This is a genomic window from Paenibacillus xinjiangensis, assembly GCF_059686975.1.
On the sequence record NZ_JCAALS010000002.1, the window covers coordinates 358,144 to 369,956 of the forward strand.

The 11,813-nt window shown below is 47.9% G+C and carries 11 protein-coding genes; 10 read left to right on the forward strand and 1 reads right to left on the reverse strand.

Annotated features, from left to right (window positions below):
* Positions 1-28: 28 nt before the first annotated feature.
* Positions 29-409, forward strand: coding sequence for a hypothetical protein (locus tag AC6ESP_RS03730; protein WP_497095327.1), 381 nt, complete (start codon positions 29-31; stop codon positions 407-409).
* Positions 410-467: 58 nt separating this feature from the next.
* Here AC6ESP_RS03730 and AC6ESP_RS03735 read toward each other — a convergent pair whose 3' ends face one another.
* Positions 468-1,763 carry an ammonium transporter gene (locus AC6ESP_RS03735; protein WP_497095328.1) on the reverse strand — a complete coding sequence of 432 codons (1,296 nt, stop codon included), beginning with the start codon at positions 1,761-1,763 and terminating at the stop codon, positions 468-470.
* Between the two features lie 268 nt (positions 1,764-2,031).
* On the opposite strand from AC6ESP_RS03735, the gene liaF reads away from it, so the two are divergent.
* The 9 genes from liaF to aroF all read left to right on the forward strand — a co-directional run bounded on the left by liaF (position 2,032) and on the right by aroF (position 11,701).
* Positions 2,032-3,042 carry a cell wall-active antibiotics response protein LiaF gene (liaF, locus tag AC6ESP_RS03740; RefSeq protein WP_497095329.1) on the forward strand — a complete coding sequence of 337 codons (1,011 nt, stop codon included), beginning with the start codon at positions 2,032-2,034 and terminating at the stop codon, positions 3,040-3,042.
* Positions 3,043-3,047: 5 nt separating this feature from the next.
* Positions 3,048-4,079: a sensor histidine kinase gene (locus AC6ESP_RS03745; RefSeq protein WP_497095330.1), complete on the forward strand. Its 1,032-nt coding sequence runs from the start codon at positions 3,048-3,050 to the stop codon at positions 4,077-4,079.
* 14 nt (positions 4,080-4,093) lie between these two features.
* The gene (locus AC6ESP_RS03750; RefSeq protein WP_497095381.1) at positions 4,094-4,741 is read left to right on the forward strand and encodes a response regulator; all 648 of its coding nucleotides are present in this window, start codon (positions 4,094-4,096) and stop codon (positions 4,739-4,741) included.
* Positions 4,742-4,804: 63 nt separating this feature from the next.
* Complete coding sequence (locus AC6ESP_RS03755; RefSeq protein ID WP_497095331.1) at positions 4,805-5,221, forward strand: YugN family protein; 417 nt, start codon at positions 4,805-4,807, stop codon at positions 5,219-5,221.
* Between the two features lie 227 nt (positions 5,222-5,448).
* On the forward strand, positions 5,449-7,128 hold the full coding sequence (locus tag AC6ESP_RS03760; RefSeq protein ID WP_497095332.1) for a S1C family serine protease: 1,680 nt from the start codon (positions 5,449-5,451) through the stop codon (positions 7,126-7,128).
* A 99-nt stretch (positions 7,129-7,227) separates the two neighbouring features.
* Entirely contained in the window at positions 7,228-7,917 is a 690-nt protein-coding gene (locus tag AC6ESP_RS03765) for a response regulator transcription factor (RefSeq protein ID WP_497095333.1), read from the forward strand.
* A 6-nt stretch (positions 7,918-7,923) separates the two neighbouring features.
* Positions 7,924-9,447 (forward strand): sensor histidine kinase, encoded by a 1,524-nt coding sequence (locus AC6ESP_RS03770; protein ID WP_497095334.1) that lies wholly within the window; start codon positions 7,924-7,926, stop codon positions 9,445-9,447.
* A gap of 28 nt (positions 9,448-9,475) precedes the next feature.
* Complete coding sequence (locus AC6ESP_RS03775) at positions 9,476-10,447, forward strand: 4-hydroxy-3-methylbut-2-enyl diphosphate reductase (protein WP_497095335.1); 972 nt, start codon at positions 9,476-9,478, stop codon at positions 10,445-10,447.
* A 192-nt stretch (positions 10,448-10,639) separates the two neighbouring features.
* Positions 10,640-11,701, forward strand: a complete 1,062-nt coding sequence (gene aroF, locus AC6ESP_RS03780) for a 3-deoxy-7-phosphoheptulonate synthase (protein WP_497095336.1) — start codon at positions 10,640-10,642, stop codon at positions 11,699-11,701.
* Positions 11,702-11,813 lie beyond the last annotated feature (112 nt).

An 11,813-nucleotide genomic window follows, 5' to 3' on the forward strand; every position in this document is an offset into this window, starting at 1 on the left:
AATCACACGATAAGACAGGTGAACTCTCATGACAGATCCTATAATACAAAAAAGCTATTCATCCGTTCAGCATCGTAAAGCAGCTGAAGTACTGCCCTTCGTAGAAGCATACGTGACTAAGAAAGAACAGGAAATAGTGGAAATCGAACAAATGGTTGAACGTTATGAGAAGCGCCGTCTGAAGGAAGAGCGTGCATATCAGTCCATGTCGACGCTTCGGCGGATGTTATCGGGCAAGAAGCCGGATCATCATTTGGCTGTCGAATATATTCATTTTGTGAAAAAGCCGATGGAGAAGGTGCGCGCACTCCGTCTTGAGATCGAGAGTGCACGAACTATCCAGAGTGGAGCCGCACCAACAGACATGGTGTCCGTGTCATTGGATCTTGCTGATGAAATGAATACGTAATAAATGAAAAGCTGCCCCGCTCGTTAGAGCGGGGCAGCTTTTTTTGGAGTGATATTAGTTAGTTGCCGTTTTTGATGCGATCAATGTCAATGAAATCACTGTCTTGGCTGTAGGCAGGCACACCATGTATGCCTACATCAAGACCAATAAGCTCTTCGTCCTTCGATACTCGTACAGGCATTACTCGGCGAATAAGCCACAGAACACCCCAAGTTATAAGGAAGCCCCACGCCGATACTGTAACGAGACCAAGAGCTTGGACACCTAATAGGTTCCACCCTCCGCCATAGAATAGACCGTGATAGCCTTGGCCAACTCCGGAAGACAGCTCAGGCATGGCGAATAGACCTACTGCGAGTGTGCCTAAGCTGCCGCTGACGCCATGAACAGCGAACGCGCCGACGGGATCATCGACACGCTTGCTCTCAAGAAATTCAGTCGCGAGCACCATGGCAATGCCGCATACCGCCCCAATGAGAATGGCAGCGCCGTCTGAGACGAAAGCGCAGCCTGCTGTTATGCCGACAAGTCCTGCCAGTGAACCGTTGATGACCATCGGCGGGTCGGCTTTTTTGTAGCGGAACATAGTAAATAGAATACAAGTAGCTCCGCCAGCTGCAGCCGACAGCATCGTCGTTACAGCAATATGCCCGATCGTAACGTTCGTTGCGCTGAGGGTGCTGCCTGCGTTAAAGCCGAACCATCCGAACCATAGGATGAATGCTCCTACGGAAGCGAGCGGGAGATTGGAGGGGGATACGATATTGACCTTACCCTCAGCAGTGAATTTGCCAATCCGCGGCCCGATGAAGATGGCTGCCGCCAATGCAGCGAAACCACCCAAAGCATGAATAACGGCAGAGCCTGCGAAGTCGATCATGCCAAGCTTGCCAAGCCAGCCTCCTGTGGACCATACCCAGTGTCCTGCAAGTGGGTAGATCATCCCTGTCATCGCTATGGTTAAGAGAATATAGGCGCGGAAGTGAATGCGCTCTGCGACCGCTCCTGATACGATCGAAATAACGGCAATAACGAATGCGCACTGGAACAGCCAATATGTTTCATGAGTAATATTCAATACAATATGAGAGAGATCGCCATCAAGCAGGAAACCAGTTGTACCGATGAGCCCGCCGGCATCTTGTCCGTACATAAGGGCGAAGCCGAAGAAATAGAACACGAGCGCACCGAATGCGATATCTACGAAAACCTTCATTATAATGCTCACGGCATTCTTCTGTCGGACGAAGCCTGCCTCCAGCAATGCGAAGCCGCCCTCCATTAGCAAGATCATAGCTGCCGTTAAGACGACCCAAATGGTATCTAATCCTCTGGATAGTTCGGAAATATCCATCTTTTCAACCCCAATTCAGTAGTAATGGTGTGAGTTTGTTTCATTTATTATCTAATCCGTTCATCATTATAAATAGTTGAAGTGAGCTATGTCAACGCTTCAACGTTACCTTATATGACTCATGTTAGGTTTTCTTGAGGCGGGGCGAGGTGTCCTCGGTCTAGAGACGGATAAACAATTCAATCGAGCGTCCCTTTCTTAGAGAGAATGTGTTAGTTATACTTAGAATAAATAAGAAGCTATGTAAGCAGGCAGGGAGTTGAATGGGATGAATGGGAGTTTCTTTAATCGATTGCTAGCCGGTGTGGTCGTCATCACTGTAGGTGTCCTTTTTTTACTTAGACAGCTAGGTCATCTAGAGTTTGAGGTAGACCTCGGCTACATTATTTCCACATATTGGCCAGTCATCTTGTTATTCGTAGGGCTTCAAGGGATCGTTGCAGGACGCTCTGCTGGAGCAGGCTCAGGCTGGTGGGGCGCAATGCTGATGCTGATCGGCTTCGTGTTTCTAGGCCGGAATCTGGATTGGTTCGACTGGTCTATCGGCGATATTATTTCTTATATTTGGCCAGTTGCTATTATTTTAATCGGAGTCAATCTGATCAGAAAACCACGCAGGAAGCATCATGCTCCTCCTCAGGATGAGTGGAAGTCCTACGGTGCTTATACGGATACGAGCGGCAAGGTTCCACCAGCGCCGCCGCTTCATCCTGACCCGACTAAGGCTGGTATTTCGCTGGAGAAGGACATGAACAAGGAGACAAATCAGCAATACGTCAAAGAAGAGAATGCACAGGAACAGGACTGGGAAGGCATTCCGCCCCATAATAAATGGTATTATCAGTCCAAGCATCATCACAAGCATAATGATTGGACAGAGTGGTGGAATAACGATCCGAAGGCTCAGACGAGATCAGGGTTTATTGGAGATATTCATATCGGACATGACTATTGGGAGCTTAAGCCGCTTAATATTTCGCATTTTATCGGTGATACAGTCATCGATTTAACGAAAGCCCAAATCCCTCTGGGTGAGACGAGAATCTGCATCTCTTCCTTTATAGGGGATGTGAAAATCTACGTGCCCAACGACTATGAGGTTGGTATTCAGGTTATCTCCAGTGCCTTCGTAGGTGATGCCAAGATATTGGGGCACAAAGAAGGCGGTATTTTTAAAAACATGAATATTCATTCCCCTTCCTATATGGAAATGGACAAGAAAATTAAGCTCGTTGTCAGCACCTTCATCGGCGATGTCCGTGTAACGAAGGTGGGTTAACGCTTATGATGGTAAGGTTTCTTCGCAGCGGCAAATGGGAATTGATTGCAATGTTCGTTATGTCCTCTCTCGCCTCCCTATGTGCCGGATGCGCAGTGTGGATTGGGTTGTCAGATGAAGCTAGTCAGACGGAAGTGCGGCTTGGTGCCGCCTCCGTCTTTCTGCTTGTCAGTACAGCGTTCGGCTATTGGGCGGGGCAGCGGATTCAAAGACGCGTGGATACGATGCAGCTAGCGCTGAAGCAAGCGATTAACGGCAATTTTGAAGTAAGAATTACGGAGAATGGCCATTTTTCATTCATGGAGCTATACCGGGAATTTAATGAGCTTGCCGAGAAAATGGAAGAGCGGCTGACTTGGCTGCAGAAGACTGGGGAAGAAAGCGTATTGACGGAGGCAGCCTCTAATGAAGCGGCTGTCCTTGAGGAGCGCAAACGGCTGGCGCGTGATCTGCATGATACGGTGAGCCAGCAGCTTTTCGCTATGCATATGTGTGCTTCCTCTCTTCCGAAGCTGCAGGAAATCGACCCTGAGCGTGCAGCTTCCGTGCTGGAGCAGCTTATCCAGATGTCGACACTCGCACAGAAGCAAATGAGGGTATTCATCGCACAGCTCAGGCCAATGGAGCTGGAGGGCAGAACACTGCAGGAGGCGCTGGATAAATGGTTTCCTGATTACTGCCGTCAGAATGGCTTGCAGGGTGCAATGGAGTTTCGGCTTACCGAGCCCTTGTCTGAAGCGAAGGAGCATCAGCTGTTCCTTATTGTTCAGGAGGCGATGGCAAATGTGGTTAAGCATGCGAAGGCGGATAGTTGTACACTCACGATCGCCGATAATGAGCGTCAGATCGTGCTTAATCTGCAGGATGATGGTGCGGGCTTCCGTGTTGATGAGGTGAAGCGCGGCTCTTATGGATTGTCTACGATGCAGGAGCGAGCCCAGAAGCTTAGCGGTTCAACAGAAATTATCAGCAAGCCGGGCAGCGGGACAAGGGTTAAGGTAACGATACCGAAAATGCGGGGAGTGGAGCAATCTTGAGCGAGTTGGAAAAGATGAGAATTATGATTGTGGATGATCATGATATGGTTAGAACGGGTCTGCGCACCTACTTGATGCTGGAGCCGCGGTTCGAGGTTGTTGCTGAGGCCGGCAGTGGTCAGAGCGCGCTTGATCTGCTGGAAGCAGGTATTCCAGCCGGGCAACCGGAGCTTATCCTGATGGATCTCATGATGCCTGGTCTTGATGGTATTGCAACGACCAAGCAAGTGATAGCCAAATACCCTGATATGAAGATCGTCATGCTGACGAGCTTTCTCGAAGATGAGAAAGTATACGGAGCTATTGAGGCGGGAGCAGTCAGCTATGTTCTGAAGACTGTTTCTGCAGAAGAGCTCATCTATGCCATGAATGGAGCGTTCAAAGGAATGCCAGTCATGACAGCAGATGTGTCCCAGGCTCTAACAAGAGGACTTCGCCAACGCACGGCCCAGTCGGGTGACGAGGGATTGACGGAGCGGGAGAAGGAAGTGCTGCTGCTCATTGCGGAAGGCCGCTCGAATAAAGAGATTGGGGACGAGCTTCATATTAGTATTAAGACAGTAAAAACTCATGTCAGCAATCTATTGATGAAATGCGAGTTGGAGGATCGAACGCAGCTTGCTGTGCTTGCGCATCGCAAAGGCTGGGTGAAGAACACATAATCCGCCAATAGCAGGGTCATACTACCTTTTATATAAGGCATACATAAAAGGAGTGTGATCGTCATGATGCCACTATCATCAAGCTTGGAATCGAGTGAGCATACCTTCTCCGAGACGAGGAATATGCTCGAGCAGCACCAATTCGCGCTCGGTGGAGATTGGGATTATACGCATGGATCATTCGACCGTTATCTGGATGAAGCACATAAAGTATGGCTTCGAATCCCCTTCGAGGTCATCAACGGACATGTGGATGATACAACGGAGGACAACTCCGCGCTTATAAGGCTTGGAACCCCCTATGTATTGAAGCATGTCTATCATGAAGGCAATGATGATGAGGCGTCCGTACGAGTACTCGGAGCGCTGTTCGACCAATTTCAAGCGCCATTAGATCCGGATGCTCCCATTGAGCCCAAATGGATTGATGAGGCGAAGGGGAAGCTGTCTGACGTAGAAACGCTTTTTGCAAGCCTTTAAGGGCTTATAGGACAAACTCTCTATTAGAATATGGGGAGTTTTTTCTTTTTTTAGGTCATAGTGATTAGTGCCATTTGTCTGAAAAGCCCAGTTTTTTTATTTTCGTTTAAATTCCTTTTAAGTTTGTTTTAAGGTAGAATGTGCATGATAGGTATACAGACAAATGATTCGGCAGCCGTGATTGCGTGAGGTAGGCTGCTTCGTGAATATTCGAGGAGGAAACGGACATGAACGATCAGAACAAAAAAGATGGATATGATGATTTCTTTCAAAGCCGTGAAGAAGGGGAAGCGAGAAAAGAGCAGCATGATGCTGCTAGTGAGAGCGACCACAGCTCATCTGCAGCAGATACGCAGGGCAAGCCTTCTTACTACTATTCATATGGTCCTTTTAAAGCGGGTTCTCAGGATGAAAGGGCATCTTCAACTTCATCTCCAACTGCTTCTAATCAAGAACCATCAAGCGATGAGCCATACTCTTCTGGCAGATCCTACACACAGCAATCGCAATCGGCATTCGCACAGCCTAGCGGACAAGAACAGCAAGCACAATCGGCAGAGCAGGCCAATCCTTTTGAAGTAAATACGCCACCGCAGCTCAAGCCTTTCAGGCCTAATCAGCAATCGGCCAAAGGAAGCTGGCAGGTTCGTGAACCACGTCGGAAAACGTCCTTCAAGGCGATGTTTGCTTCTTTCCTGGCAGGTGTGGTTGTTGTCGGCGGGCTTATGTATACGGCGGATACCAAAAACTGGTTCAGCGATAATGCGACAGCTACGACTACTCAGCAGGCATCCTCTGGGACAGCCGTTAATGGGTCTACTGCACAAAGCAATGCTGGTGCCGCGGTAACGGCAGCACGGCCGGATAACATTGCCCAGCTGTTCGAGACGGCGAGTCCAGCTGTTGTCAAAATTGAGACCTACACGAATCCGAGCAGTCGGGGCAGCAGCAGCGGCAGTATTCTAGATGATCCATTCTTCCGTCAGTTTTTCGGTGAGGAAGCACCACAAACGCAGCAGCAAGAAGAGTCTGACAGCACGGATATGCAGGCAAGCGGAATCGGAACCGGCTTCTTCTTCGAATCTGATGGATACATTCTGACCAATCAGCATGTCGTTGCAGATTCCGATAAAATCGAAGTAACCGTTCAAGGCTACGATAAGCCGTTAACAGCAGAGCTTCTCGGTTCCAGCGAAGAGCTTGATCTAGCGGTTCTGAAGGTAACGAGCGATAAGGCCTTCCCTACACTTCCGCTTGGTAATTCCGATAATATTAATATTGGGGACTGGGTTGTTGCCATTGGTAACCCTTATGGCTTCGATCATACGGTAACGGTAGGAGTGCTAAGCGCCAAAGAACGTCCAATTGACATTCAAGACGGACAATCTACTCGCAGCTATGAGCATTTGCTGCAGACCGATGCTTCGATTAATCCAGGTAACTCCGGCGGCCCATTACTTAATGTGAACGGCGAGGTTGTAGGGATCAACACAGCTGTCAGCTCACAAGCGCAAGGTATTGGATTCGCGATTCCGACTAGTACCATTCAAGAAGTGCTCGATAACTTGAAGAACAATGTAGAGGTTCCTAAGACCCCTGTTCCATTCATCGGTGCTCAGCTAGGTGATGTAACGGAGGATATAGCGAGCCAGCTTGGAATGGATAAGGCTGAGGGCTCTATCGTAAGCAATGTCTACTATAACTCTCCAGCTTATCTTGCTGATCTGAAGCAGTTCGATGTCATTGTCGGCATAGACGGCAAAAGCTATTCATCCACACAGGCGTTAATCGATGCCATTCAGGCTAAGAATGTTGGGGATAAAGCAGAGCTCAATATTATCCGCAAAGGCGAGAAGCTTAATCTAGAGGTTGAAATTGGCGATATGAATAAGTTCAACGCTGAATAATCGATTGTTGGATCGTAAAAGAAGCGCAGAGTGCGGCATGCTCTGCGCTATTTTTCTGAATGCAGAGAGAGAAGTATATCATTTATTGGAGGGTTATTCATGAGATCACATATCGTAGTAGTAGATGATGATGATAAAATTATTTCTTTATTAAGAAGAAGCCTAGCGTTCGAGGGTTATGAGATAAGCACAGCGAGCAATGGGCTGGAGGGCTTGAAGGTGCTAATGACAGCAGAACCGGATTTGCTCATTCTGGATGTCATGATGCCTCAGCTAGATGGCTGGGAAGTGTGCAGACGGGTAAGAGAGAGTGGAAGCACCGTTCCGATTCTGATGTTGACTGCTAAGGATGATATTACAGATCGGGTCAAAGGGCTGGACACAGGGGCTGATGATTATTTGGTTAAGCCGTTCGCGCTGGAGGAACTCCTTGCACGGGTAAGGGCATTGCTGCGGCGTAAGAGCGACAAGATTGAGGAGAATAGCAGCAAGATCGTCTATGAGAACTTGGCGCTGGATCAGGACTCCCGTGAAGCGATTCGCTCCGGCCGCCGTATTGAGCTGACTGCGAAGGAATATGATCTGCTGTTATTGTTCATGAACAATCCTCGCAGAGTACTGACGAGAGATTCCATTATGGAGAAAATCTGGGGCTATGACTTCAGCGGGGAGTCGAATGTGCTAGAGGTTTATATTGCGATGCTTCGTCAAAAGCTGGAGGAAGGCAACGAGAAACGAATTATTCAAACGGTGCGCGGCACCGGGTATGTGCTGCGCGGAGAGGGCTGATTAGTCATGACGATTCGGCTTCGTCTTACTTTATGGTATTCTTGCTTATTGGCAGCGACGCTGATCGTGTTCGGCTGTGCGATTTATTTTTTCGTAAACATTAATACTTATGGGGATATGAAGGATTCTCTTCGCAAGTATGCGGAAAACTATAATGTTGTGAAATACGAGAATGCCTTGAATCAGCTTGATCTGGAGCTGCAAACCAAGTCGAACTTTTATGAGAAGGATTTCTATGTTCAACTGGTCAATTATAAAGAAGGCGTTATTAAGGCATCATTGGGCTTAACTGCCAATAATATTCGTTATCCAATACCAGAAGCTGAGACGAATCCTGATTATGGGTACGAGAAGGTCAAAATCAAAACAAATACTGGAGAGGTTCCATTTCTCATCTATCAGCAGCCGATCTATAACAACACCAAGGATGGCGCATTAATTGGGCTATTGCAGGTTGGGACGGTTGTTGGCAGTGAAGAGAATTATTTGGCCGGTCTTCGGTATATTCTAATCCTCTCATCAGTGATGGTGCTGTTCATTGCGTTCACGGTCGGTCTATTCCTGGCTCGCCAAGTTCTGCGTCCAATCGAGCGTGTGATTCGATCGACAGAGCAGATACAAGGAGGCTCCGATCTCAGCGTTAGAATTCCTATGGAGGGCCCTAAGGATGAGATTGGCAGGCTGGTCTATACCTTGAATGTGATGCTATCGCGGCTGGAGAATGCTTATAACGTGCTCGATGAGTCATATAAGGCACAAAGACGCTTCGTTTCAGATGCATCGCATGAGCTGCGGACGCCGCTCACAACGATTCGAGGCAATATCGAGCTGCTGCAGCGGATGTGGACGAAGTCGCTTGATCCGCATGCTGTAGATGGCATTGTGTTAGGCTTGGATGATCAGAAGTGGGAGCTGTCTAATGAGGCGATGCAGGATATTTCATCTGAAGCAAGGCGGATGTCTACGCTTGTTAACGATCTGCTGGCGCTTGCCAGAGCGGATGCTGGCTACTCGATGGAGAAGCAGCAGCTGGATATGCTGACGGTAGTAGAGGAAGTTGCGCGAAGAGCGCAACTGCTCCCTCGTGATGCAGAGTGGATTGTAGATGACTTGTCTGCCCTTGTGGATACGAGAGTATATGGCAATCAGGATTATTTGCAGCAGCTGCTGTTTATTTTCATCGAAAATGCCTTCAAGTATACGCCTAACGGCTATATTGAATTGAGTGCTAAGCGCAAGGATGACCAGATTGGAATTATGATCAGGGATACGGGTATCGGGATGAATCCAGAGGAAGTTCCCCATATATTCGATCGCTTCTATCGGGCTGATGAATCTCGTGGGAAGACTATAGGGACGGGGCTCGGCTTATCGATTGCCAAATGGATCATTGATGAGCATAGAGGCTCTATTGAGGTCACGACACGGGAAGAAGAGGGGTCCGTATTTACCATATGGCTGCCGATAGACTTTTCTGTCCAGCCTGATTCGATTATAATGGAAAGAACAGATCGAATCGAAGGCGAATAGCCGCTCGGTCGGAAAGCAGGTGCAGTAGATGGAAATTGTCAAAATTTCACCTCGGGGTTATTGCTACGGCGTTGTCGATGCGATGGTGCTCGCGCTCAATACAGCCAAAAACTTAGATCTTCCAAGGCCTATTTATATTCTCGGTATGATTGTTCATAATGCGCATGTGACGGATGCATTCGAGCAGGAAGGCGTCATTACGCTGGATGGCGAGAATCGCCTGGAAATATTGGATCAGATTGAGAAGGGGACAGTCATCTTTACCGCCCATGGCGTATCTCCAGAAGTACGCAAGCGGGCTCGTGACAAAGGATTGTCAGTAGTTGATGCAACTTGTCCAGATGTAACGAAGACACATGATCTGATTCGGGAGAAGGTAGCCGAGGATTATCATATTATTTATATCGGCAAGAAGAATCATCCTGAGCCAGAGGGTGCCATCGGCGTTGCGCCGGATCGCGTTCATCTTATTGAGCATGAGGAAGAGATTGCTTCGCTTCAATTATCGCATGACCGTATCATTATTACGAATCAGACCACGATGTCTCAGTGGGATATTCGGCATATCATTAGCCGGCTTCTGGAGAAATTCCCTACAGCTGAGGTTCACAATGAAATCTGTCTAGCTACACAAGTGAGACAGGAAGCTGTGGCTGGGCAAGCAGGACAGGCACAGCTATGTATCGTAGTAGGAGATCCTCGCAGCAATAACTCGAATAGGCTTGCTCAGGTTTCGGAGGAGATTGCTGGTGTAACCGCCTATCGCGTAGGGGATGTATCCGAGATTAAGCGGGAATGGCTAGTTGGTGTGGAGCGGGTAGCTGTCACCTCAGGTGCATCTACACCTACTCCGATTACGAAGGAAGTCATCCAATATCTGGAGCAATATGATAACAAGGACCCTTCCACTTGGGAAATTAAAAGAACCGTCAATATGAATAAATTGCTGCCTAATATTCGCGTGAAAACGAATACAACAGCAGAAACAACAACCTCATAATGATAAGACAGAATGCCGCATCCTAGATGTCGGCATTCTGTTTGTTTATTGGATGTCTGCTGGTTAATTTTTGACTTGACGAGAGCAAGGCTCATCATGTATATTTACTTTAGCGATTAAAAGCATAAAAGCCACAAAGCATAAAAGCTTAAAAGCATACAAGCGTTGAAGTGAAGAAGAGGAGAGATAACGATGATCGTAATTACAAGTCCACATATCACTGAGGAAAGAATCACAGAAATCGTCCAGCAGATTGAAAAAGCAGGTGTGCAGCCGCATGTATCGAGAGGGACGGATCGGACAGTTATCGGAATTATCGGTAATGCCAAGCCGACGTTGGCCGAGCATCTTCGTCAAATGAAAGGCGTCGAGAATGTAATCAAAATCTCCAAATCCTACAAGCTGGCGAGCCGTGACTTCCACCCGGATGACACAATCATTGATATTAAAGGGGTCAAAATCGGTGGCAGCAATCTTGTCATTATGGGCGGTCCTTGTGCAGTTGAAACGCCAGAGCAGATTGATGAAATTGCTCGTCTGGTCAAGGCAGCAGGCGGACAGGTGCTTCGTGGAGGTGCGTTCAAGCCTCGTACGGGTCCTTACAGCTTCCAAGGGGTTGGGGTTGAAGGCCTTGTTATGATGGCTGAAGCGGGCAAAAAGCATGGCCTTCTGACAATTACAGAGGTTATGACGCCGGAGTACGTAGATGTATGTGCAGAATACGCCGATATTCTTCAAGTGGGTACTCGCAATATGCAGAACTTCGACTTGCTGCGCAAGCTTGGAACGATCCAAACGCCAGTATTACTGAAGCGTGGCTTCAGCTCAACTTATGACGAATTCCTTAATGCAGCTGAGTACATCTTGGCAGGCGGCAACCCTAACGTGATGCTCTGCGAGCGCGGAATCCGCACATTCGAGACCTACACGAGAAATACGCTTGATCTGTCTGCTATTCCTGTACTGCAAGGACTGAGCCATCTTCCAGTTATCTCTGACCCTTCACACGGTACAGGTCGCCGCGAGCTGGTAGAGCCGATGTCCAAAGCCTCTGTAGCTGCTGGTGCGAATGGGCTGATCGTAGAAATGCATACCGATCCGGATAACTCGATGACAGGTGATGGTGTACAATCCCTGTTCCCAGATCAATTCGCTAATTTGTTAAAAGATTTGGAGAAACTAGCTCCAATTGTAGGCAAACAATTCGATACGCCCAAAGAGCCAGCTGAAGCATTTGCTGAGTGGAAAATTTAACCAAATTAATTCCTATTAATAAGCCGCGAATCCTTGGATATCAAGGGATTGCGGCTTATTCTGTCGAGAAAAAGGATCAAATGTGAACAACTGTTTAAACCTGTAAGTATAG

What these genes read in the sequence shown, in the direction of transcription:
- AC6ESP_RS03730 (WP_497095327.1), top strand. Translation starts at nt 29, where the DNA reads ATGACAGATCCTATAATACAAAAAAGCTATTCATCCGTTCAGCATCGT.
- AC6ESP_RS03750 (WP_497095381.1), top strand. Translation starts at nt 4,094, where the DNA reads ATGAGAATTATGATTGTGGATGATCATGATATGGTTAGAACGGGTCTG.
- AC6ESP_RS03760 (WP_497095332.1), top strand. Translation starts at nt 5,449, where the DNA reads ATGAACGATCAGAACAAAAAAGATGGATATGATGATTTCTTTCAAAGC.
- AC6ESP_RS03775 (WP_497095335.1), top strand. Translation starts at nt 9,476, where the DNA reads ATGGAAATTGTCAAAATTTCACCTCGGGGTTATTGCTACGGCGTTGTC.
- aroF (WP_497095336.1), top strand. Translation starts at nt 10,640, where the DNA reads ATGATCGTAATTACAAGTCCACATATCACTGAGGAAAGAATCACAGAA.
- AC6ESP_RS03735 (WP_497095328.1), bottom strand. Translation starts at nt 1,763, where the DNA reads ATGGATATTTCCGAACTATCCAGAGGATTAGATACCATTTGGGTCGTC.
- AC6ESP_RS03770 (WP_497095334.1), top strand. Translation starts at nt 7,924, where the DNA reads ATGACGATTCGGCTTCGTCTTACTTTATGGTATTCTTGCTTATTGGCA.
- AC6ESP_RS03745 (WP_497095330.1), top strand. Translation starts at nt 3,048, where the DNA reads ATGATGGTAAGGTTTCTTCGCAGCGGCAAATGGGAATTGATTGCAATG.
- liaF (WP_497095329.1), top strand. Translation starts at nt 2,032, where the DNA reads ATGAATGGGAGTTTCTTTAATCGATTGCTAGCCGGTGTGGTCGTCATC.
- AC6ESP_RS03765 (WP_497095333.1), top strand. Translation starts at nt 7,228, where the DNA reads ATGAGATCACATATCGTAGTAGTAGATGATGATGATAAAATTATTTCT.
- AC6ESP_RS03755 (WP_497095331.1), top strand. Translation starts at nt 4,805, where the DNA reads ATGATGCCACTATCATCAAGCTTGGAATCGAGTGAGCATACCTTCTCC.